At 42.9% G+C, this 22,121-nt stretch carries 22 protein-coding genes and 1 pseudogene; 18 read left to right on the top strand and 5 right to left on the bottom strand.

Annotation, left to right across the window (positions count from 1 at the left end):
- Positions 1 to 32: 32 nt before the first annotated feature.
- Together V5G28_RS12295 and rppA are read left to right on the top strand one after the other, a co-directional pair.
- Complete coding sequence (locus V5G28_RS12295; RefSeq protein WP_332997638.1) at positions 33 to 1,259, top strand: PQQ-dependent sugar dehydrogenase; 1,227 nt, start codon at positions 33 to 35, stop codon at positions 1,257 to 1,259.
- A 254-nt stretch (positions 1,260 to 1,513) separates the two neighbouring features.
- A complete protein-coding gene (rppA, locus tag V5G28_RS12300) occupies positions 1,514 to 2,209 on the top strand; it encodes a two-component system response regulator RppA (protein ID WP_332997640.1) in 696 nt (231 codons plus the stop codon).
- A 19-nt stretch (positions 2,210 to 2,228) separates the two neighbouring features.
- Here rppA and V5G28_RS12305 read toward each other — a convergent pair whose 3' ends face one another.
- Positions 2,229 to 2,834: a hypothetical protein gene (locus tag V5G28_RS12305; protein WP_332997643.1), complete on the bottom strand. Its 606-nt coding sequence runs from the start codon at positions 2,832 to 2,834 to the stop codon at positions 2,229 to 2,231.
- 103 nt (positions 2,835 to 2,937) lie between these two features.
- Between V5G28_RS12305 and V5G28_RS12310 the strand changes: the two genes are divergently transcribed.
- The 10 genes from V5G28_RS12310 to V5G28_RS12355 all read left to right on the top strand — a co-directional run bounded on the left by V5G28_RS12310 (position 2,938) and on the right by V5G28_RS12355 (position 12,644).
- Positions 2,938 to 4,215 (top strand): sensor histidine kinase, encoded by a 1,278-nt coding sequence (locus tag V5G28_RS12310; RefSeq protein ID WP_332997645.1) that lies wholly within the window; start codon positions 2,938 to 2,940, stop codon positions 4,213 to 4,215.
- Positions 4,216 to 4,544: 329 nt separating this feature from the next.
- The gene (locus V5G28_RS12315) at positions 4,545 to 4,715 is read left to right on the top strand and encodes a phage holin family protein (protein ID WP_332997648.1); all 171 of its coding nucleotides are present in this window, start codon (positions 4,545 to 4,547) and stop codon (positions 4,713 to 4,715) included.
- Positions 4,716 to 4,907: 192 nt separating this feature from the next.
- Positions 4,908 to 6,098 carry an RNA-guided endonuclease InsQ/TnpB family protein gene (locus V5G28_RS12320; RefSeq protein WP_332997650.1) on the top strand — a complete coding sequence of 397 codons (1,191 nt, stop codon included), beginning with the start codon at positions 4,908 to 4,910 and terminating at the stop codon, positions 6,096 to 6,098.
- Positions 6,099 to 6,149: 51 nt separating this feature from the next.
- Complete coding sequence (locus tag V5G28_RS12325; RefSeq protein WP_332997703.1) at positions 6,150 to 6,233, top strand: hypothetical protein; 84 nt, start codon at positions 6,150 to 6,152, stop codon at positions 6,231 to 6,233.
- A gap of 310 nt (positions 6,234 to 6,543) precedes the next feature.
- Positions 6,544 to 7,938, top strand: a complete 1,395-nt coding sequence (mgtE, locus tag V5G28_RS12330; RefSeq protein WP_332997653.1) for a magnesium transporter — start codon at positions 6,544 to 6,546, stop codon at positions 7,936 to 7,938.
- A gap of 181 nt (positions 7,939 to 8,119) precedes the next feature.
- On the top strand, positions 8,120 to 8,815 hold the full coding sequence (locus V5G28_RS12335) for a hypothetical protein (protein ID WP_332997655.1): 696 nt from the start codon (positions 8,120 to 8,122) through the stop codon (positions 8,813 to 8,815).
- 49 nt (positions 8,816 to 8,864) lie between these two features.
- Positions 8,865 to 9,560, top strand: a complete 696-nt coding sequence (locus V5G28_RS12340; protein WP_332997657.1) for a rhomboid family intramembrane serine protease — start codon at positions 8,865 to 8,867, stop codon at positions 9,558 to 9,560.
- A 137-nt stretch (positions 9,561 to 9,697) separates the two neighbouring features.
- A complete protein-coding gene (locus V5G28_RS12345) occupies positions 9,698 to 11,047 on the top strand; it encodes an APC family permease (protein ID WP_332997660.1) in 1,350 nt (449 codons plus the stop codon).
- A gap of 36 nt (positions 11,048 to 11,083) precedes the next feature.
- The gene (locus V5G28_RS12350) at positions 11,084 to 11,719 is read left to right on the top strand and encodes an SAM-dependent methyltransferase (protein WP_332997661.1); all 636 of its coding nucleotides are present in this window, start codon (positions 11,084 to 11,086) and stop codon (positions 11,717 to 11,719) included.
- A 118-nt stretch (positions 11,720 to 11,837) separates the two neighbouring features.
- Entirely contained in the window at positions 11,838 to 12,644 is an 807-nt protein-coding gene (locus tag V5G28_RS12355) for a glucose 1-dehydrogenase (protein WP_332997663.1), read from the top strand.
- 276 nt (positions 12,645 to 12,920) lie between these two features.
- Here V5G28_RS12355 and V5G28_RS12360 read toward each other — a convergent pair whose 3' ends face one another.
- A complete protein-coding gene (locus tag V5G28_RS12360) occupies positions 12,921 to 13,067 on the bottom strand; it encodes a hypothetical protein (protein ID WP_332997665.1) in 147 nt (48 codons plus the stop codon).
- 114 nt (positions 13,068 to 13,181) lie between these two features.
- Between V5G28_RS12360 and V5G28_RS12365 the strand changes: the two genes are divergently transcribed.
- The 3 genes from V5G28_RS12365 to V5G28_RS12375 all read left to right on the top strand — a co-directional run bounded on the left by V5G28_RS12365 (position 13,182) and on the right by V5G28_RS12375 (position 16,486).
- The gene (locus V5G28_RS12365; protein ID WP_332997667.1) at positions 13,182 to 14,165 is read left to right on the top strand and encodes a nucleotidyltransferase domain-containing protein; all 984 of its coding nucleotides are present in this window, start codon (positions 13,182 to 13,184) and stop codon (positions 14,163 to 14,165) included.
- Positions 14,166 to 14,168: 3 nt separating this feature from the next.
- Positions 14,169 to 15,308 (top strand): SAVED domain-containing protein, encoded by a 1,140-nt coding sequence (locus V5G28_RS12370; protein ID WP_332997669.1) that lies wholly within the window; start codon positions 14,169 to 14,171, stop codon positions 15,306 to 15,308.
- Positions 15,309 to 16,276: 968 nt separating this feature from the next.
- Positions 16,277 to 16,486, top strand: a complete 210-nt coding sequence (locus tag V5G28_RS12375) for a hypothetical protein (protein WP_096570536.1) — start codon at positions 16,277 to 16,279, stop codon at positions 16,484 to 16,486.
- 42 nt (positions 16,487 to 16,528) lie between these two features.
- On the opposite strand, the gene V5G28_RS12380 is transcribed toward V5G28_RS12375, so the two are convergent.
- Both V5G28_RS12380 and V5G28_RS12385 read right to left on the bottom strand, forming a co-directional pair.
- On the bottom strand, positions 16,529 to 17,524 hold the full coding sequence (locus V5G28_RS12380; RefSeq protein ID WP_332997674.1) for an SGNH/GDSL hydrolase family protein: 996 nt from the start codon (positions 17,522 to 17,524) through the stop codon (positions 16,529 to 16,531).
- Positions 17,525 to 17,755: 231 nt separating this feature from the next.
- Positions 17,756 to 18,094 (bottom strand): annotated as a pseudogene (locus V5G28_RS12385) (hypothetical protein); the annotation flags it as partial.
- A gap of 55 nt (positions 18,095 to 18,149) precedes the next feature.
- On the opposite strand from V5G28_RS12385, the gene hemH reads away from it, so the two are divergent.
- The 3 genes from hemH (at position 18,150) to V5G28_RS12400 (ending at position 21,368) form a co-directional block, all read left to right on the top strand.
- Positions 18,150 to 19,313 (top strand): ferrochelatase, encoded by a 1,164-nt coding sequence (gene hemH, locus V5G28_RS12390; RefSeq protein WP_332997676.1) that lies wholly within the window; start codon positions 18,150 to 18,152, stop codon positions 19,311 to 19,313.
- Between the two features lie 44 nt (positions 19,314 to 19,357).
- On the top strand, positions 19,358 to 19,843 hold the full coding sequence (locus tag V5G28_RS12395; RefSeq protein ID WP_332997678.1) for a hypothetical protein: 486 nt from the start codon (positions 19,358 to 19,360) through the stop codon (positions 19,841 to 19,843).
- A gap of 445 nt (positions 19,844 to 20,288) precedes the next feature.
- On the top strand, positions 20,289 to 21,368 hold the full coding sequence (locus V5G28_RS12400) for a spore photoproduct lyase family protein (protein WP_332997680.1): 1,080 nt from the start codon (positions 20,289 to 20,291) through the stop codon (positions 21,366 to 21,368).
- Between the two features lie 269 nt (positions 21,369 to 21,637).
- On the opposite strand, the gene V5G28_RS12405 is transcribed toward V5G28_RS12400, so the two are convergent.
- The coding region (locus tag V5G28_RS12405) for a WD40 repeat domain-containing protein (RefSeq protein ID WP_442994253.1) at positions 21,638 to 22,121 on the bottom strand (484 nt) is incomplete at its 5' end.

Genomic DNA, 22,121 nt, shown 5'->3' on the forward strand with positions numbered 1-22,121 from the left:
ATGCAAGCAGCAATTTTTTGGAGAAAATTATCATGAACCTGACAAGAATACTTGCAGCCAAATTACTTGTTGGCATGGTATGCTTGGGAATTTCTTCTTGCACCTTACCAACATCTGAATCCGCAAACGCTAACAATCAACAAACAGAAACAACTCAACAAGCCAGTCAACAAACTTCTACCAAGAATCAAGCGTGTACTTTAGTGCAAGATAACTTCGGTTCACAAGGACGAGTAAAGGTGCGGGCCCAAGAAGTGGTAACAGGTCTTGAAGTTCCTTGGGGAATTGCTTTTCTGCCAAATCAAGATATGTTAGTCACTGAACGACCTGGACGGGTTCGCCTCGTGCGGGGTGGTAAACTTGTCCAAAAGCCAGTAGCCACCATTGATGTTACAGATAGTGGCGAAGATGGTTTACTTGGCATTGCGACTCATCCAAACTTTGCCCAAAACCGACTTTTCTACGTGTACTACACCACTGACAAAAATGGGTCGCAGGTCAATCGCGTTGAACGATGGCGACTATCCCAGAATGGACTCAGTGCCTCCCCAGATAGAATAATTCTCGACAATATTCCTGTAGCGCAATATCATAACGGTGGCCGCATCCGCTTTGGTCCTGATGGAATGCTCTACATTGGGACTGGCGATGCCAGAAACCCCCAAAGTTCCCAGGATGTTAATAGCCTTGCAGGTAAAATTCTGCGCGTGACGCCTGACGGACAAGTGCCGCAAGACAATCCGTTCCCGAAAAATCCCGTATATATTACTGGTATTCGCAACACTCAGGGGTTTGATTGGGCTGATCCATCAATCCTATGGGTAACAGACCACGGTCCGAGTGGTGAGTTGGGCAGAAGCGGTCACGATAAAGTTAGTGTAGCAAGAGCAGGCGACAACCTCGGCTGGCCCACCATCTACCGTTGCGAATCAAGACAAGGACTTGTTACTCCGTCCATCGTCTGGCGTCAAGCTTTACCTCCAGGTGGGGCAGCAATTTATACAGGAAATGCGATTTCTGAGTGGAAAGGCAGCTTAATTATTGCTACCCTCCGCTCCCAACATCTGCACCGTGTCGCCTTCAATCCAAAGTCACCCCAACAAGTCCAGCTGCATGAGGTGTACTTGCAAGGTAAACAGGGGCGACTCCGAGAGGCAATCATGGGACCGGATGGCGAATTATATGTTACAACCAGTAACTGCGACGGGCGCGGAAATTGCCCGCCACAGCAGGACAAAATCCTCCGCATCACCCGATAAAAGGACATAAAATTGTTAGGAACGTTGGTTTCAGCAGATTTCCTTACTTCTCCCTTGTGTTGCTTTGGCTAGCTTACGGTCTCTTAGGCTGGTATTTATAGCCAGTAAGGTTCGGATTGTTAAACGTGCTAGCGGCTGGTATGTGATGCTCACTACCTCAAGATAATCTAACTGCTGGAAGAAGTGGGAAGTCTTAGGCTTTTGTATTATGAGCAAGGCGGTTCTATAGCAAACACGGGTCACCAAAAAGGCTTATGCGTATCTTACTAGTAGAAGACGACCCCGAACAATTAGAGCCATTACAGGGTGTGCTGTCGGAAGCTGGCTACATTGTCGATGGCGTTGAAGACGGGGAAATCGCACAATGGCTATTGTCCTCCAAAGAGTATGATCTGTTGATACTAGATTGGATGTTGCCGACAATCAGCGGGTTGAGTCTGTGTCGTCAGTATCGCCAAGCAGGTAAAACCGCGCCTGTATTGATGCTCACTGCTAAGGATACTACCCCAGATAAAGTCACAGGTTTAGATGCCGGAGCAGATGATTATTTGGTCAAACCTGCGGATCTTGTGGAACTTTTAGCGCGGGTACGTGCTTTGGCGCGGCGATCGCCCTTATGGCAGGGAGAAACCCTCCGCATGGCAGATTTACAACTGCATCTAACTACGTTAACAGTGGAACGGGGTGACGCTAGTGTGGAATTATCGCCCCGCGAGGCTCAACTGCTAGAGTATTTGATGCGTCACCCCAATCAGATTTTAACTCGCAATCAAATAGAAGAAGCATTGTGGGAGTGGGGTATGGAACCCGAAAGCAATGCTTTAACTGTACTGGTACGTAAGTTGCGGCATCGGTTGCAGTTGGTTGGTGCAGAAGATTGGATTAAAACCGTCTACGGCATGGGTTATAGCCTCAAACCTCCTGAGGAGAGTGGGAGAGTGGGCTCTTAGAAAGTATTTTGAATGCTTGCTAGCTTTTTAGTCGATAGCTGACTAACATCGTGGCATTTTCAGGAGACAGTCCTAGTTCTTGAACAATCATCGCTTTTACAGAGCTTAATTCTGTGACTGGGAACTCAAATTCTAACTTTTTAAGTACAGAGTCTGCGGTGTTGACCTCAACTTTGGTAAACCCCTGCTCCTTATCGATTTCAGCTAGGATTCCTAGCGCCTTGACTGCAAGCTGCACCTGCATTTGTGTATTAGGTTGCAGAGTTTCTACTTCCGCAGACACTCCCAGTTCTTCAGCAATCATGCCTTTAATAGAGCTTAATTCTGTGGCTGGAAACTTGAATTCTAACTTTTTGAGTACAGAGTTGGCAGTCTTCAGTTCAACTATGGTAGAATCACGCTCCTTTTCAATTTCAGCTTTGATGACTCGTACATTGGTCACAAGCTGCATTGTTAGCGTGTGTGTATCAGCTTGGAGCTTGTCTACTGTACCGTAGTAACGACTCAATAGCAGGTTTGTCAACGGTTCACCACCAAGTCCAAAAGCAATTAAAAGCAGTGGTACAGGCAGCAAAAATTCTAGCTTGAAAGACTGTAATTTTAGCAACCAACGGGACAAGGACATAGGGCAACAAGCGCGAATAGACAACGAGTAGGCGGATTACAATCTAGATAAACCAAGTATTACAATTCTCCCTCTGCATGATACTAGCTTCTGGTCTCTAGTTATGTTTAATCGTAGTCGTAGCAATCTAGCTTTATGGTTTACCCTAACGATGGGGAGTATTTTGGTCGTTTTTGCCGGAGTACTTTACTACCAGAAAGTCTTAGACGAGCTAGAGGATTTAGATCGCTTACTCTACCAAAAATCCAGAGTGATGGCAGTCAACGCGAAGTATGATCTGCGTCAGGGACAGTTAGACCTAGAAAATGTGCCGCTCTTAGGAAGTAATTTGCCACCACTGGGTAGTGAACTTGTACATGCGCGTTGGTACGATACCAAAGGGCAACTGGTGCAATTTTTTGGTACGACTCCAAGAGCGCACTTGACAATGACCCCTGGATTTCATACTATCAAAACCGCGCTTCACTCCTCGAGGGCAATGCCCACTGTTATCTGGCTTCGTCAGTTAACGCTGCCGGTCTACCAAGATAATCTGTTAATCGGTTATCTTGAGGTTGCAATGCCGCTGACATCCACTCAAAATGATCTGGCTCAGTTACGGCTGGTTTTGCTTGTGACAGTGCCAGTGACCTTAGGGATAATAGGTTTGGCTGGTTGGTTCTTGGGGGGACTAGCAATGCAACCGATTCGTCAGACTTACGAACAGCTACAACGCTTTACAGCTGATGCTTCTCATGAATTGCGATCGCCTCTAGCAGCAGTTATCAGCAATGCCCAATATGGCTTACTATCTACATCTAGCAATCCCGCCCAACAACGTCAGCGCTACGAGAAAATCGTTGATATTGCCAAGTCGATGAGTTTCCTTATCAATAATCTGCTGTTTCTGGCGCGTCATGAAGGACGATTACCTCCGCAATCGTTGCAAGCAGTTGATTTGAACAACTTGCTTATTCAGTTAGCAGACAACTATGTAACACAAGCAGATGCACAACATATCACTTTAACTTGCGAATTGCCCCCTGACAATGTGAAAGTGCAAGCCGAACTAGACTTGCTGTGTCAAGCAGTGGTTAATTTGGTTAGCAACGCCTGCAAATATACGAACGCAGACGGGAAAGTGTTGTTACGGCTTTTCACCCAGTCACGTGAGGCTGTCATTCAAGTGGTAGACAATGGGATTGGGATTCCTGAAACTGATTTGCCTCATATTTTTGAGAGATTTTACCGAGTCGATAAGAAGCGTTCCCGTAAAACTGGTGGGTTTGGTTTGGGGTTGGCGATCGCCCAACAAATCATTCAAGCACACGGCGGTGAGATTAGCGTCAAAAGTGCAGTTGGGGAAGGGTCAACTTTTCAAATTGTTCTACCACTCAAGTAGCCGCAGCAATTGTCGCTGTCATTTTCTGCTCACATTTCTTGGCAATACTGAAGATAGCTAGAGAAAAAGGTTATCACTCCTTGTGACCTCTAACTATATGTTGTGTGTTGTGGGTTGAAAACCCATACGTGTTGGAACTGATGGGGCGATAGGGCTTTTGTGTGTAGACGCCCTACGGATGTCTAGCCTTATGGGTAGCACTTTCCCATCAGCTTCATTTACTATCGCTCTCATTGCAACTCGCTATCAAACTCTAACCAGTGACGAGATTTGAACCATGTTGATAGTAAACTTCTTACTGACGCCGGCTAGTTGCAGCTCTATCACTATTGCTGACAGCTTATATTGTACCAGGCTTTACGTTTGATACTTTTGGCACAGCCGCAATTGCAGCATTGATTTTAGGGTTAGTCAATGCATTTGTTCGACCTGTTTTGTTCATTTTGACGCTTCCCCTCACCCTTGTGACCGGAAATAATGGGATACAAGCCCCGTCCTAAAGGAGCGGCTTTTCTTCTTTAAGCTTGTCAATCCAATCTTCTACAAGATGGGTCATAGTCTTTTCTCTTTGTTCGGCGATTCGCCTCAGTTTTTCAATTCTAGATTTAGAGATTCGTAAACTTAATCTTTCCCGCTCCATTTCATCTACCCATCAGCTACCCATTTATGTTATCATAAATATATTAATTCAAGTGAGACAGATTGTAAAAGCAAGATATCGCTATCGTTTTTATCCATCCGACCAACAGCAGGTGAGTTTAGCTCAGTTGTTTGGCTGTGTCTGTGTGGTTTGGAACGATGCCCTTGCTATCTGTAAACAGTCAGAAAAATTGCCAAGTAATAACGACTTGCAAAAGTTAGTAATTACTCAAGCAAAAAAGACGAATGAGCGGAAATGGTTATCTGATGTCTCAAATATTCCCTTGCAACAATCGGTTGCAGATTTGGGTGTTGCTTACAAAAACTTTTTTGATTCGCTTAAAGGTAAGCGGAAAGGAAAGAAAGTAGGTACTCCTAAGTTCAAAAAGAAGACTAGTCAACAAACGGCACGGTTCAGAATTGGCGGATTTTCTATTAAAGGGGACGAGGTTTATTTAGCTAAAATTGGCAACGTTAAACCAATCTGGTCTAGGGAATTACCGTCTGCGCCTAGTTCGCTTACAGTAATTAAGGATTGTGCTAATCGTTATTTTCTAAGCTTTGTCGTAGAAGTTGAACCTGTTCAAATTGATGCTAAAAACCAAAGCATTGGCATTGACTTGGGAATCAAGACTTTTGCGGTGATGAGCAATGGAGAGAAAGCCGAAAGCCCAGGCTATTCAAAACTTGATAGAAAAATTCGCAAGCTCCAGAAAAAGCTAGCACGACAACCCAAGGATTCAAAACGCAGGAATAAAACTCGCATTCAAATTGCAAAATTACACAACCAAATTGCAGATACTCGCAAAGACTTTTTGCACAAACTATCTACCAAAGTGGTGAGCGAAAATCAAGTCATCATTTTGGAGGATTTGAATGTATCAGGTATGGTCAAAAATCGTAAGCTTGCTAGAGCAATTAGCTTGCAAGGTTGGCGAGAGTTTCGAGTGCTATGTGAGGCAAAGTCTGAAAAGCTAGGTAGGACGTTTCATACTATCAACAGATGGGAACCAACTAGCCAAATCTGTTCAGATTGCGGTTTTAGGTGGGGTAAGCTCGATTTATCTATCCGTTCAGTGTTGTGTTTAAATTGCGGAACTGAGCAGGATAGAGATGAGAACGCAGCTAAAAATATAAACAAAGTCGGGATAGGGCATTGCCACGACTCTAAACGGACATGGAGAGAAGGTAAGACTGGCTTGCCAGCACATCTCAGCGAAGTGTCAAGAATCACCGTCCTTTAGGACGGTGAGTATGTCAAGCTAGGTTTGTTTCTATTTGTCGTTAACGCACTCATGCTTTGGCTGGTAGGATTCCTCGTTCCTGGTTTTATAGTTGCTGGTTTCCTACCTGCGTTGCTCCCGCTTCAGTTGTTCTGACACTTGTTTCTACATTCCTGGGTTTTTTTGCCAGAAATGCTATTTAATATTGTTGGTTTTTTCTTAGTCGTTGTCATTTTCTCTTCACATTTATTGTCGATACTGAAGATAACTAGCGCGGATTGGAGCAACTGTGAATCAGAGAAATGAATGACTCATTCACTTTTTTGATGTCACAGTTGATATTCTTCCTTACCCCCATATTCCTAGACTCCTATCTAGGGATAAGCGGGGGTTAGGGATTTTTCTGTAGCACATCAAATATGAGTCTACCAATTTTATGTAAGTCTGCATTAAGGGGGACTCTACCTTGACCCAGAATCAATTTTCTTCTTCACGAGGAGCAAATTCCCGACAAGAACTTGTGGAGTTAGTGCGATGGCAACTACAAGCACTGCTGCAACAAGAAAACTTGCAGGGAGCAAAAGCCTTACTTGTACCTGTACAACCTGCGGATATTGCCCAAGCAATTGAGGGGTTACCAGAAGCGATGCAGGCGATCGCTTTCCGCTTACTTTCCAAGCAGGAGGCGATTGAAGTTTATGAATATCTCGACCCCAGTGTACAACAGTCCTTAATTACAGAATTTAAGCATCAAGATGTCCTCGACATTGTAGATCAAATGTCGCCGGATGACCGAGCGCGACTCTTTGAGGAGTTACCCGCTAAAGTTGTCCGGCGGCTGCTTCAACAACTCAGTCCTGAGGAACGCGAAGCAACTGCCTTACTTTTGGGTTATAAAGTGGGTACCGCTGGGCGGCTGATGACCCCAGAATATATTTCGCTTAAGGAAAGTATGACAATTGCCCAAGCCTTGGAGCGAATTCGCAGTTTAGCAAACGCCACGGAAATTATCTACTACTTGTATGTTACTGATGGTCACCGCCGTCTGACAGGAATTCTTTCCCTACGAGATTTAGTCATTGCACAGCCAGAGCAAACGGTGAGTGAAATCATGACGCGGGAAGTGGTATTTGTCCACACCGACACCGATCAAGAAGAAGTGGCACAAATCATTCAGCACTATGACTTTGTTGCCCTACCTGTGGTAGATACCGAGCAGCATTTAGTTGGTATTGTGACTGTTGATGATGTCATTGATGTTTTACAGCAAGAAGCAACAAAAGACATTTACACTCTAGGTGGTGTTCAGTCTGGTGGCGACAATTATTTCCAAACAAACCTAGTTGTTGTTGCTCGTAAACGTGTTGTTTGGCTGCTGCTGCTGCTGGTGACTAATACGGCTACCGCTGTGGTGATTCAAAATCAAGAGGCGGTTTTAGAGCAAGTTGTTGCCTTGACTTTCTTTATTCCATTGTTAATTGACACAGGTGGTAATGTTGGAGCGCAATCTTCAACGGTTGTCATTCGGGGACTAAGTACTCAGGAAATTCGCTCCAAAAGGGTAGTAGGCGTGATTGGACGCGAGGCGAGTGCTGGGGCAATTCTGGGGTTAATGTTAGGCACAGTAGTGACGGTATGGGCTTACTTTCTCCAAGGCAATTGGGGAGTGGCACTTTCCGTGGGAATTAGCCTATTTGCAATTTCTATTTTAGCCTCGGTGTCAGGTTCTGCCCTACCTTTTTTGTTTCGTCGTCTCGGTCTAGATCCAGCCTTGATGTCAGCTCCGTTTATTACCACTGCGGTTGATGTTTTAGGTGTTTTTATTTATCTATCGGTAGCAAGACTTATTTTACAACTTTAGGGAGAACTAGATGTTTTTATTGATCCGTACATTAACTCTAACTTTGTAAATTATCAAATAAGATATTTAAAATTTCAGTATTTTTATTCTTGTTAACTCTTGTTCCTGTCTTTTTTGGTCACTTTCTAATCACATTTCTTATCCAAACTAGAGACAACAGAATGAACAAGAAAAAACAGACATGAACAATATTTTTTGGCGACACACTTCTACTTTACTAGCTCTTACATCTGTGACTTTGGTTGGTATGATGCCAGTTCGTGCAGAAAATACTACTAATACTACTATTAGTTCTGATAATTCTGATAATGTAGTACAAAAGCAAGAAAACAGCAGTGAAACTCCTGGCACGACTTTGACTTCTGCATCTGCTTTGCTAACTGCACCAACATCTCAAATAGAACAAACATCCACAGCAACTACACCTCAGACAGAATCAACACAGGTTGCTCAAGTTGTTTCTCCTGGGAGAACCACTCGCTCTGGTCCTAGTTATATTGGTGTTGGTGGTAATATTGGTTTGACTGGCAATACGACTTTAAGTGAAGGTGCATTTACTGTCATTAGCAAAATCGGACTTACACGAAACTTGTCTGCACGTCCGGCTGCTGTCATTGGCGATAACACAGTCTTTCTGATTCCACTGACTGTAGATTTTCCCCAAGAAAATTTGGAAGTCACCCAACTGAATATAGCGCCTTATATTGGCGGCGGTGTGGCAGTTTCTACGGGCAGAGATAGCACTGTTGGCGCATTAATTTCTGGTGGTGTAGATGTTCCTTTATCTCCACAGATTACAGCAACCGGTGGGGTGAATGTCAGTTTTATTGATGAAACTGATGTTGGGGTGTTAGTGGGAGTCGGCTACAACTTCTAAAAATTCAAAGTAAAGATTCAAAGAATGGTCATTATGAGGAAAAACAACCGTGGTTCCCCTGCGAGATAACAACCCTACAACAATTACCCCATTTGTGACATACGGGATAATTATTGCTAATATCGTTGTTTTTCTTTATCAACTGAGTCTAACACCGCAACAATTGCAAGAGTTTTTCCGCATTGCAGCCTTAGTACCGTGCCAACTTTCAACCACCTGTCCCATAGCAAGCGAAAATTCACTAATACCAGAATGGATGACTTTAATTACGTCTCAATTTCTGCATGGTGGTTTTTTGCACTTGGCAGGGAATATGCTTTTTCTGTGGATTTTTGGTAACAACATTGAAGACCGCTTAGGTCATGTGAAATATCTCATTTTCTATCTAACATGCGGTGTTTTGGCAGCATTGACCCAGTGGTTCTTCTCACAGAATTCTACGATTCCTTCCTTGGGTGCTAGTGGCGCAATCGCAGGAGTTTTAGGTGCATACATTCTCCGTTTCCCAAAAGCCGAAGTTCTGACCTTAATTCCCTTGGGATGTTTCTTGACTACAGTCCGACTTCCCGCATTTTTCTTTCTTGGGTTTTGGTTTGTCCAGCAAGCTTTCTATAGTATCGCTAGCTTACAGGCTCGTACCAACGTTGGTATGGAAAGTGGCGGGATTGCCTACTGGGCGCACGCAGGAGGCTTCGTCTTCGGGGCAATTCTTGGTCCTCTATTCGGCTTATATAAGCGCCGCTAGAAAAGTCTAAATTTCAGTATGAAATGAATTCGCTCGCTTAAAGTCTACCACCTTGGTAGGAAGCTATTAATCCCTTCGCCTGCAACACTTTCAGTCAATATGCCAGGAAATTTTTATCCAACTGGGATGGTACCGAAGTGAGCAAACGCACAAATTATCCTTTACCAAATACTGTGGTTGCAAGCAAAGTCGCGCCGCAAGGGAGGCTTTCCTTAAAAGACGCGATCGCCCTTATCGTTGGCGTTGTTATCGGTGCTGGTATTTTCGAGACACCATCCCTAGTCGCCGCTAATGTGGAAAGTCCCACGATGGCGCTGTTTGTTTGGTTATTGGGTGGTGCAATGTCGTTGATTGGCGCTTTGTGTTACGCCGAACTAGCGACAGCATATCCCCATGTTGGTGGTAATTATCATTACCTCATGCGTGCTTTTGGCAAAAATTGGGCGTTCCTATTTGCTTGGGCGCGAATGACGGTGATTCAAACTGGTTCTATTGCTCTTTTGGCGTTTATGTTCGGGGACTATATCTCACAGTTGTGGCGACTTGGTGATTATTCCCCATCTATTTACGCTGCTGGTGTCATCGTTATTTTTACCGTTGTCAATATCATCGGTATCCAACAAGGTAAATCCACCCAAAAATGGCTAACAGTTGCCACAATACTCGGCTTAGTGTTAGTTATTATTGCTGGTTTAGTTTTCACTCCACCACCTGTAGTGTCTGCTGCACCGACATCCCAAGGAAATTTCGGTTTGGCGATGGTTTTTGTATTGCTGTCTTACGGCGGTTGGAATGAAGCGGCTTACATTTCCGCAGAGTTACAAAACACCAGACGCAATATGGTGCGATCGCTCCTGTGGAGTATTGGCATTATTACAGCAATATACTTGTTGATCAACATAGCTTATATCGCCGGATTAGGACTATCAGGAATGGCACAACAAGAAGCTGTCGCAACTTCTTTGATGCGCCGCGCCTTTGGTGAACCTGGTGCTGTGTTTATCAGCTTATTGGTTGCAGTTGCTACCTTGGGTGGAATCAACGCCACGATTTTTACGGGCGCTCGTAGCAACTATGCACTTGGGCAAGATTTTGCGTTGTTTTCTTTTATGGGAGACTGGAGAAATCGCTCCAGTACACCAACAAAAGCAATGCTGGTACAGAGCGCCATAACGCTTTTTTTGGTGTTATTGGGGACTTTGACGCGCAAAGGTTTTGAAACGATGGTGGATTACACCGCCCCTGTGTTTTGGTTCTTTTTCTTACTCAGCGGCGTGTCGCTGCTCATGTTACGTGTGCGCGAACCCCATGTATTCCGACCCTTTCGCGTACCTTTCTACCCCCTAACACCGATACTCTTTTGCCTTATAAGCGGTTATTTGCTTTACTCCAGCCTTGCATATACTGGAGTCGGTGCGCTTGCGGGAGTAGCAGTGGTGTTAGCTGGTGTACCGCTGTTATTTCTGGCTAATCATCGGCAATCATAAACAAAATTTCAGTAACTCGAAATTTAAAGAGCTTATATGCAGTTACATCGAATGCTTGGATTATTAGTTGTAAGTGTGAGTGTTACTAGCTTGATGTTTACAGGTTGCACTCAACAACGCAATTTTGAAGCAGAAGCAGAAGCCCAAGTACCAACCACCACTGCACAACCTCAAGAACGTCAGGCTAATGTACCTTACGTTCCGACACCTGAAAAAGTCGTTGACCGAATGCTGCAACTGGCAAATGTGTCAAGTAACGATGTGCTTTATGACCTTGGTAGCGGTGATGGGCGGATTCCGATTACTGCTGTGCAGAAATACGGTGCGAGTCGTGCTACTGGTATAGAGATTAATCCCGAGTTAGTTCAGCGAAGTCGAGAAAACTCTCAAAAGGCAGGAGTGACTGACCGCGTGACTTTTTTACAACAAGACCTTTTCCAAACTGATTTGAGTCAAGCAACGGTGGTAACGCTCTATCTGTTACCTAGTGTCAATTTGCAGCTGCGACCAAAGCTGTTGCAGGAACTCAAACCCGGTACGCGGATTATTTCCCACGATTTTGATATGGGGGAGTGGAAACCTGAGCGTGTAGAGCGGGTACAGGGTTCGGCTCGTCAACACACCATCTACTATTGGGTCGTTCCTGAGAATCCTTCAGCTAATTTGCAATGAAGTTCTCAATTATGAGTCACTACTTATTAGTCGATAATGATGAGTATGATAACTACTCCTCATTAGCTAACTTCTACCAATTCCCCATTACATAACTGATTCAGGAGGTTCAATCGCGATGAAAGGTTTGAAAGGCAAAAATGTGTTGGTAACGGGTGCTAGTTCAGGAATTGGGCAAGCAATTGCAGTTCGATTTGCTCAAGAAGGTGCAAATGTTGCCATTAACTACCGCAAAAATCCTGAAGATGCCAAAGAAACTGAGGAAATGGTAGAAAATGCCTGCGGTGAGATTCGAGGTTGTGGTGTTGAAAGTCTTCTAGTCCAAGCTGATGTCTCCCAAGAAGAAGATGTCGTCAAAATGGTGGCTGCTGTTGTGGAAAAGTTTGGCAGGCTTGATATTTTAATCAATAATGCTGGCATTCAAATTGAGGGGGCAGCTCATGAAATGAAAATTGAAGACTTTGACCGAGTTGTTGCCGTAAATCTTAGAGGTGCGTATATCTGCGCCCGTGAAACGCTTAAACATTTTCTTTCTCGTAGGGTTGGTGGTGTAATTCTTAACATTTCCAGCGTTCACGAAATCATTCCCAAACCGAAATATGTTGGGTATTCCGTGAGCAAAGGAGGGATGGAAAACCTAACGCGTTCCTTGGCTTTGGAATACGCATCCAATAACATTCGCGTGAATGCAATTGCGCCAGGAGCGACTATTACACCAATTAACAAATCATGGATTAACGACCCTGAGGCAAAGGCAGAAGTTGAGAGTAATATTCCTATGGGTCGTGCTGGAACCTCAGAAGAAATGGCAGCATCTGTGGCATTTCTTTGCTCAGATGAAGCTGCTTATATTACCGGACAAACCCTGTTTATTGATGGTGGATTGACGCTTTATCCCAGCTTTCGTGAGCCTTGGTCTTCTTGACACTCCCCGGTCTAAAGACACGGGTTGGGTGAAACCATGACAAAACAGGACTTCCTTCCCCCACGAGTACTCCTTAAGATCCCACAGATATCTGTGGTGGGGGCATGCATAGGCGGTGATTCTCAATTACTCGTACTTGTTGAAAGATTTACCCGCCTTTTTTGCCAAGGAAGTCCTGTTTTGGAGAGGATTAATGTAGCGGACAGAGTAAGTCTTTTCTCAAACTACCAGGCATTTCTTTAATCAAAGCTTAACGGAGCGTTTCGGTAGTGCCGCTCAATCGGTGAATGATGCGATCTTTACCTGAAGCCTATCAGGTTTAACTGCTTTTGCTGTAGATCCCCTTTGATTCAGGGAGATACACAGCAGCTTTGCTGTAGATCCATCCAAAATTAACGCATCTACAGCAAGAGATTCGTTCATTCATCCCAAATGGAAGGATCTACAGTAAAACTCTGTACAATAAATTATTAGACTTCTCAAGGTGAATACTTCATTTCGTTTTAATCAGCTATTGTAATTTCTGTCACTGAAGGCATGGCAAATCTACAAACTCAATTCAATAATTTTCACAACACCATCAAAGTCGATTTTGATGACAACCAGCCATTACGCGATAAAAGAGACTTAATCGTTGGTAACTTAAGGGATGGCTTGAGAAAATTGTTCCCCCCAAATACACCTACATTTAAGTCCTTTAACCAAGGAAGTTATGACTTAGCAACAGGGGTTGAGCCTCTCCTAGGAGAAGATTACGATATTGATGTAGGCATTATTTTTAATTTTCCAAAAAATACTTACAAGCCAGTCCAAGTTAAAGGATGGGTTTATGACGCTCTCAATACAGGTTCAAGAACAGTAGAAATTAAAAGACCTTGTGTAAGAGTTCAGTACCATTACAACGGAGCTAAATGGTTTCATGTTGATTTGGCTATTTATTCTACAGATAGAGATTACTTAGGAAATGAAGTACACCATATAGCAAAAGGCTTTATAGGATCATCTGAAGATAAAAAGATTTGGGAAGTATCCGAACCTTTTCGCCTTAAAGAGCTTCTGAAGTCAAAGATTACTGATGGTTCTGATAGAGAGCAGTTTCGCAGAATTATAAGATATTTGAAAAGATGGAAAGATTACAACTTTTCTTCAACGGTAGCAGGACGTCCAACAGGAATAGCTTTAACCGCTTGTTGCTATAACCTTTTTGTGCCGCAGAAAGATTATGTGTACAATCCCTATACTAATTCCTATGCATATCAATATAACGATCTGAGAGCATTGCAAAATGTTGTAAGTGCAATAATTGGTATGTTTACTTGGAATAATCAAATAAGCGTAAAACTTCCAGTTCAACCTTATAACAATCTTTTTGAGAAGATGAGCGATAGTCAAATGCTATTAGTGAAAACAAAAATAATTGCTTTAAGAGATATCTTGCTTATTGCATCCAATGAACCTCTTCACTCAAATGCATGTATCAAGTTGCAAAAAGTGTTTGGTAATGACTTCCCAACGTCATGAGTTATGGTAATAAGGAAAAGTATACCTGAAGCAACGAAATTACAACTCTGGGTAAAATCCGCAGGGCGTTGCGAATTTAAAGGATGTAATGTACCTGTTTGGTACAATGGCTTAACCTTAAGTGAAGGTAATTTTGCAGAAGTCGCACATATTATTGGTTCAAGTAAAGATGGTCCGCGAGGAACAAACCAATCAGAAGAATTACAAGTATATTTTGACAATCTGATGCTTTTATGTCAGCGTTGTCATAAAGAAATAGATGACCACCCAGAAAAATACCCGACTGAGTTATTGCGTGCTTGGAAACAAGAACACGAAAGTAGAATAGAAATACAAACAAGCTATCCAGAAGATATACATAGATCTACAGTATTAGTCTTTTCTGTAAATATCGGTGATCGAACTGTTCCTATAAACATTGAAGCAATCAGAAATGCAATGTTTCCAAAATTTCCAACAGACCACAAAGGAATAAAGATAGAAGAAAAAGATTTTGATCGAAAGGGGGCACCAGAGCAATGGAAGATATTCGCTGAAACGAAGATTAGGCGTAGAGTTTTAAGATATTTGGACGAAGGCATTGACGATACCAAGATTAAACATATTTCTCTGTTTGGGATATCACCTATGCCTTTGTTGATGTATTTGGGACGGTGCATAGGCGATACTGTCCCAACAGATATTTACCAATCTCATAGGAATATTGACAATACAAGTAAAACATGGTCTTGGCAAGAGGAAACTGCTGTTGAGCTGTCTTATTCTATTTCTTGTGAGCAAGAAGGTGAAAGTGAAATTATCTTCCTAAAATTGGCAATCAGCGATGCTATTGAACGTGATAAATACGAAAATTTAGTTTCGAGTGATTGCAACATTTATCAAATAACTATTTCTGAACCATCACCACACTTCTTAAAATCAAAAAGACAGCTTGAAATCTTCAGCTATGAGTATCGTAAATTACTTAATGAAATTCAGGCAAGACATGGGAAAAATTGTAAAATTTATATTTTGCCAGCAGTTCCTGTATCAATTGCAGTAGAGTGTGGAAGAGTTATTTTGCCAACAAAAGATCCAGAGGTATATGCTTGTGAATATTACAGTGACAGAGATGGATTTCGAGCTGTGCTACAGATAAACTAAATGTAGTATTTCCCCTTCGTGAATGTATTTTTTGCAACAAAGTCTAACAATTCAAATGCAGCGGACGATGAGAGTTGCTTGTGCTGAGTTCAAGGTTATCTGCCGCCGCTGCGTTTTGCCGTTATATCGCTTACGTTAGCGATCATGCATCCATCAATATAAAGCGCGTAGATCGCGGTCTCTTCCCAACGATAAAACGCCGTAAAGGGAATCCTGTAGTAACTCTACTACTAATAGTACCTCTAAGGAAGTTTTGGCAGTTTTTAGGAGCGCCAGAAGCCTACACCGACCGCTTGCGGCGGTGTAGGTAGTTCACCGGAGATTCGATTATTTTGTGGGCGCTTGAGACTTACCACAGGCGGCGAAAAGAGTATCCTGTCTTGTTGAAGAAACCTGAATATACCCATCTGCAAGTGGTACATCTGCGTTCCCCCCAAGCTACACGATATTGGCTGTTAAACCTAAAGAAGTAGAGATAACGGGCGCTGCAAGTATTTAAATAGCGTTAGGAAGAGTACACATGAATTATTTGTACTAATTTGTGTTTATCAATACACACTCAATCCAAAATCAGCCTTTGGGATGTGTGCAGTTTAAGTCTCTTGGCAGGCATGAGGAGTGTAGAGGGGAAATATTATCGAAATACAACTAAGATTTTTGTAGTGATTATTGCTTGGCTCTAATCCTGCATAAAACCTCAAATCTCCATAAATGAAATCATAGGTCGAAACGTTATGTCTTCGCTAAAATATTATTGCAATTTCAAAACAGTAAATGATTTTAAATTACCTAATTATCTCAAGCAAATTAGCAACAACTAACTTTCTAGCTCTTTAAATTATAGTGCGTTACGCTTGCTGTCATGCACCATAATCTAAAATTGTCATTTTGCTGCTACGTGAACTAACGACAGCATTGGGTCACGAATAACTCATCAAAAAAAATACAGGTGTACAAAGATGCTTGAAATGAAGACAAAACAACCTATGTTTAGCAAAAATCAGCATGTTTCCTTTATTGGCGGTATGGGAAAAATTTTGAATTGCCAAATAGATTCAGGTATGTGGGCTTATGCCGTTGAGATGGAAATGGGACCGCCACCAGAATCGGGTAGGGTAGGTCCGGAGACAACAATTTTGCTGTATGAAACGGAAATTCAGGACGTAATGCATTTATGAAATACCCACCCATCTGTACTGCCTCTACTGTTAAAGATTTGACTAAAGATTTGACAAATTATACTGGTCATTAGATAGCCTTGCTTGAACTATGGGCGCAAGCAACGAAAAGGCAAATTTTGCAAATATCATATGACTAGTTGTCGTGGGATGTATAACGTCCCAGAATAAGAACTTATCAGTGTAATTTTGAAGATGTTCTAACTGGTCAAGTTGAGAGTCAGTCACATTCGTAAAACCGAATTTTGTTGGATTGGTGAGGACTTGATTAAATAGTGAATGAACATCGAAAAGAATGATATTTACATCAGAACCTAGACTTAGAGAGCTAAGTGATTTGGCTAAACCAACGTTATGCTCCCGAGTTAACGCATTGAGGAGGGCGGATTGTTGACTATTCTTGCGTGTAGCAGGTAGTTCTCCTAAGTCTGGCAAGTTAAGCACCATGATATGTTTAGCGCCAACAGCAGCCAACGATGTAACAGCATCTGATAGATTTTTAATGGGTATGGCAGGTTGAGTCAAGCCACCGCCTAAGTAATCATTAGCTCCCGCCCATATTATATAAAGTGCCTCGCAGTCAGCAAGCCTATTGACTGCCTTTAAGTCTCCAATAAAACTGTTAATTTGCTGCTGCAATCCTGGTAGACCTAGTGGATTATTAGGAATGAAGGTATTATCGCTACCTGTATTTGCACCACCAATGGCAAAGTTAGTATTCCTCCTAGAAGTTAATCCTAGTAATGTTGCGAGGTATTCTACCCATACTGGACCATTGCAAAAGCGTCCTTGAAAGTAGGGTGGTGAAGGTGGACGCCCCTCTCCTAATAGCTTTTGCGTGGTATCGAAGGCATTACCGATATCACAAAGGCTGTCACCAAACACATACATATCACTAAAATGACTACGTCCTGTATTTGCTCTTACAAAAGTTTGGAAATTGGATGATAGTTGTTCGTTTGGTGTTAAAGTTGCTGCAAGTAAGTCAGGACTGATATCTCGATAAGAATTGACCACATCAAATATGTTGATAATCATGAGTCAAAATTTTGCTTTACTAGATTGGATTTTGGACAAAAAGGAATAAAATTTTAGAGTTTAGACAAATTTCTCTAAACTTCTTCCACTACATCTTTGATAGATGTCGGTGAAATTGACTTATGCACTCATAAGGACTCAGCGAGGGTCAATTGCTCTTATTCTCTGTAAGCAACTCATGGCTATCAATATAGATAAAGTCTGGAAAGTTCAGGTAAAGTTATGATAAAGCAGAGCTTTCGCGAAAGCTTCCACGTACTCCGCTTGAGGAACATTTTGCTGCGCCCGTTTCAGGGATAAGGTCGAGGCATCTACCCCTGTTACATTTTGTGAAAATTTTATAAAAAATTGCGTTGCTTGACCACTAATACAACATAAATTTAGAACTTTGCTGTCTGCATGAATTGTTAAGCCAAGCATTGCCAATTGCCTCAAACGCCCTTCACCACCCACACCCAGAGCCGCCAGACGCGATATGCCATCATACAGGCACTGGTAGCGGTAACTCCAATGCCTTAAAATTATAGCTACAGCCTGTTTCCTTGTCGTTAATTTTGGATATTTATTCAAGATATATTGTTAACATTAGTAAAAAACCTGAAAAATTGCGGGGATTGTAACTGCTATGGGTCGCGTAGGCGTCTTATTACTCAATCTCGGTGGTCCCGACAAATTAGAGGACGTCGGACCCTTTCTGTTCAACCTGTTTTCCGATCCAGAAATTATTCGCCTACCCTTTCGTTGGTTGCAAAAACCCTTAGCTTGGTTTATTGCCTCAAGGCGCACCAGTAAATCCCAAGAGAACTACAAGCAAATAGGGGGCGGTTCGCCGTTGCGACGCATTACCGAAGCTCAAGGAGAAGCGTTGAGAGAACAGCTGGGTGCCTTGGGGCAAGAAGCTAATATCTACGTTGGAATGCGTTACTGGCATCCTTACACCGAAGAAGCGATCGCCAAAATAACCCAAGACAACATTGAACGTCTTGTGATATTACCGCTGTATCCCCAGTTTTCCATCAGTACCAGTGGTTCTAGCTTCCGTCTTTTAGAAAGACTTTGGCAAGAAAACCCAAAACTTCAGGTTATTGATTACACTGTCATTGATTCCTGGTACAAACAACCAGGCTATCTCCAAGCAATGGCGGATCTGATAGCCCAGGAACTAGACCAGTGTCCCAATCCCAACGAGGTTCATGTCTTCTTCAGCGCTCACGGCGTTCCCAAGAGCTATGTTGAAGAAGCAGGCGACCCCTATCAGCAAGAGATTGAGGAATGCACTTATTTGATTATGCAAACCCTTAATCGACCGAATCCTCATATTTTAGCTTACCAAAGTCGCGTGGGTCCAGTAGAATGGCTACAACCTTACACAGAGGATGCTATCCCAGAACTAGCGGAAAAAGGCGTCAAAGATTTGGTCGTTGTGCCTATCAGTTTTGTCTCAGAACATATTGAGACACTGCAAGAAATTGACATTGAGTATCGGGAAGTCGCAGAACAAGCGGGAATTCACAACTTCCGCCGCGTACCTGCTCTCAATACTCATCCGGTATTTATTAAGGCATTGGCTGATTTGGTGATTGATGCGTTAAAATCACCCAGTTTAAAACTCTCCCAAGTCAGCCAAATGAAGAAAAAGGTCAAAATCTACCCGCCAGAGCGTTGGGAGTGGGGTCTGACCAGTAGTGCAGAAGTTTGGAATGGTCGTATTGCTATGCTTGGTTTCATAGCATTGATTATCGAACTGATTACAGGTCACGGTCTGCTACACATGGTTGGGCTGTTGTAGTCAAGTCATTATGCAATAATTCGTAATTCGTTATTAAGTTAGTAATGACGAATTACGAATTCTTTAAATTTATGTGGTATAAAAAAAACTATATTTTTTTATTGCTTCTGCTACTGAGTAGCTTGACAACAGTTTATTTATGGTTTCCTGTAGATGATTCTGTTTGTAACACAAAAGTAGTTCTTAGACCAAAATTTGGAAAATACGATGTGTATGCTACCAAGGTAGTTGTTCAGCCGTGGCGTGGTGAACATCATGTTTATGGAATCTTTATGGTTCCAGATAAATACAAGGAATCCCCATTTTTTGTCTTAACAGTAAAAGGTGCTGGCAGCTACTGTGAAAAGCCATTTGGCACGTTACAAGAAGTTGATGGGATTTTTGCTGAGCCAGGTACGCATTTAATAAGAGACTACATTAGAACTCGAACCGCTTTCAGGTTAATTCTCCAAGGTATGTACAACCAATTAAAAGATCCACAAAGCTGGAAACTGACATACCCGCGTAATTTTGCTCGTGACAAAACTTGAGAAGGATGATACAAATCGGTAGTGTAGAGACGCGCCATGGCGCGTCTTTACACAATTTAAATGTATCGCGATTAACGTGAAATGGTATTAGCAATAATTTCAGTAGAAAATTACTACTTTTAGTTGGGTATAACCCGCTCTATTTATAGGTACCAACCCGTTTTTCAGGGCTTTAAAATAGAGTTATATGACAATACGGTTCAGATAACACCAGAACCCTTATCACGAACACAATGTAGAGACGCGCCATGGCGCGTCTCTACACACATGATTTTTTACTTGCTTGTCCTGCAATCAAGGACGGGCGAGACACTCATCCCACAAGATAATTAGGAATGCATTTAATTGAGAACCGCCATAACGGAAATTTAATATTTGGCACAAGTGTGTCTTTCTGCTGTTGAGCCTTGATACCTACATTTCTTAGGAAGAATTAGCAAGATAAATGATTGCAGACAATCTTCTGACACCAAACACACCTTTGCGACAACCAAAATTATGGATGCCAGAGCAGGTGTTGTTCACACCAGCTGCGATCGCTGAACCGTGGGGACAGCAAATATTAGCACGCGTACAGTCTCTGAACTTACCTATACAAGAGTTACCGCGAAATCGCCTGACAGGTTTGCGCGGAGAATCTGAACGCGATACTTATGATATTGCCAAACGCACCCTTGCAGTTGTGACAGCTCCGCCCAGTTCCTTTAAACTCAGCCCCATCCCACCATCGGCTGATTGGCAATTTCATCTTGCGGAAGGCTGTCCAGCGCACTGTCAATATTGCTACTTAGCAGGTAGCTTGCAAGGTCCGCCAGTCATTCGCGTGTTTGCCAATTTGCCGCAAATATTAGAGAATTTGGCAGCTTACGAGAAACCAGGGAAAGCAACAAGTTATGAAGTTAGCTGTTATACTGACCCTTTAGGCATCGAGCATTTGACAGGAAGCCTTGCTGAATGTATCCGCTACTTTGGCACTCGTGATGACGCGCATCTACGATGGGTGTCGAAGTTCGATGCTGTGGATGAGCTACTCAATTTGCCGCACAATGGTCATACACGCTGCCGGATAAGTGTGAATGCTGCACCTGTTTCCGGTCGCTTTGAAGGTGGTACAGCGTCCGTACCATCACGGCTGATGGCATTGCGACGGTTAGCGCTCCCACCAGAACGAGGTGGTGGCGGGTATCCGGTAGGTTTGGTCATTGCACCTATTATGCATATAGATGATTGGGAGATGCATTATGGTTGTTTATTTGACCAGATTAGCGAAGCACTAGATTTTGATTGTGACCTGACTTTTGAACTCATTTCGCACCGCTTTACACCTGGGTCAAAAGAGGTGTTGCAAACGTGGTATCCTCATTCAAAACTAGACATGGACGAAGACAAACGCAGTGTCAAGCGAAATAAGTTTGGCGGCACAAAGTATGTCTATGATAATGACACGATGAAGACTATGAAGCGCTTTTTTGAGGGTGAAATCGGACGGCGCTTTCCCAATGCAAAAATTCTGTACTGGACTTAGTACATGATTCCATAAGTTCATAGCGAAAACTTGAACGAAGACTCTGTGTACCTTTGCGTTTACCGAGCGCGCTCCTCTGCGTTTAAAAACCTTACGAATTAATGAAATGCTGTACTTAGCTTGTAGTGATGCAGGTTTGTTTTGGCGATCGCCCTTTGGGTAGTGGCACATGAAGCGATCGCACTCCTGCGGGTTTCCGTGACGCTGCATTAATCGCTATCCTGCCGGGTGCTGGACTGCGACCGGCTGAGGTGGTTCAGCTTAATATGTCAGATTTTAATGATGATGGGGAAATTAAAATCCGGTGTGGTAAAGGTCGTGTTGACTTTTGACTTGTTACCTTCACTTTTGACTTCCCCAAAGGGGCTGCCGTCGCCCAGAGGAGAGGAAACGCCGCGCTGCTGCACAGTTGGAAATTTTGGGGCGTTAGGAATATCATCGCAGAGGTGACTGTCATCTTTGTTAACATTGGGGTTGTATTTCAGATAGTCAGAAATCCAAGCACAACCACGTATTAGTAAGTCATCCAAATCCAGATTCCATAGTTTGACTGTGTTGTCCTCACTACCAGTGGCAATGGTCTTGCCATCCGGGCTGAACACGACACTTGTGACAGAATTGCTATGCCCCTTAAAAGTCTGGAGATCCTGCCCGTTTAGATTCCATAGTTTTACAGTGTTGTCACAACTACCAGTGGCAATCGTTTTGCCATCCGGGCTGAACACGACACTAAAGACAGAATTGCTATGCCCT

Origin of the sequence: Scytonema sp. PRP1, assembly GCF_036697665.2 — a bacterium.
In the GTDB taxonomy this organism is placed as follows: Bacteria; Cyanobacteriota; Cyanobacteriia; order Cyanobacteriales; family Nostocaceae; genus Kalymmatonema; species Kalymmatonema gypsitolerans.

Coding starts and splice junctions, on each gene's coding strand:
- V5G28_RS12355 (WP_332997663.1), top strand. CDS start 11,838: ATGAAAGGTTTGAAAGGCAAAAATGTGTTGGTAACGGGTGCTAGTTCA.
- V5G28_RS12365 (WP_332997667.1), top strand. CDS start 13,182: ATGGCAAATCTACAAACTCAATTCAATAATTTTCACAACACCATCAAA.
- V5G28_RS12360 (WP_332997665.1), bottom strand. CDS start 13,067: ATGAACGAATCTCTTGCTGTAGATGCGTTAATTTTGGATGGATCTACA.
- V5G28_RS12350 (WP_332997661.1), top strand. CDS start 11,084: ATGCAGTTACATCGAATGCTTGGATTATTAGTTGTAAGTGTGAGTGTT.
- V5G28_RS12295 (WP_332997638.1), top strand. CDS start 33: ATGAACCTGACAAGAATACTTGCAGCCAAATTACTTGTTGGCATGGTA.
- rppA (WP_332997640.1), top strand. CDS start 1,514: ATGCGTATCTTACTAGTAGAAGACGACCCCGAACAATTAGAGCCATTA.
- V5G28_RS12335 (WP_332997655.1), top strand. CDS start 8,120: ATGAACAATATTTTTTGGCGACACACTTCTACTTTACTAGCTCTTACA.
- V5G28_RS12310 (WP_332997645.1), top strand. CDS start 2,938: ATGTTTAATCGTAGTCGTAGCAATCTAGCTTTATGGTTTACCCTAACG.
- hemH (WP_332997676.1), top strand. CDS start 18,150: ATGGGTCGCGTAGGCGTCTTATTACTCAATCTCGGTGGTCCCGACAAA.
- V5G28_RS12375 (WP_096570536.1), top strand. CDS start 16,277: ATGAAGACAAAACAACCTATGTTTAGCAAAAATCAGCATGTTTCCTTT.
- V5G28_RS12305 (WP_332997643.1), bottom strand. CDS start 2,834: ATGTCCTTGTCCCGTTGGTTGCTAAAATTACAGTCTTTCAAGCTAGAA.
- V5G28_RS12325 (WP_332997703.1), top strand. CDS start 6,150: ATGCTTTGGCTGGTAGGATTCCTCGTTCCTGGTTTTATAGTTGCTGGT.
- V5G28_RS12395 (WP_332997678.1), top strand. CDS start 19,358: ATGACGAATTACGAATTCTTTAAATTTATGTGGTATAAAAAAAACTAT.
- V5G28_RS12400 (WP_332997680.1), top strand. CDS start 20,289: ATGATTGCAGACAATCTTCTGACACCAAACACACCTTTGCGACAACCA.
- V5G28_RS12380 (WP_332997674.1), bottom strand. CDS start 17,524: ATGATTATCAACATATTTGATGTGGTCAATTCTTATCGAGATATCAGT.
- V5G28_RS12370 (WP_332997669.1), top strand. CDS start 14,169: ATGGTAATAAGGAAAAGTATACCTGAAGCAACGAAATTACAACTCTGG.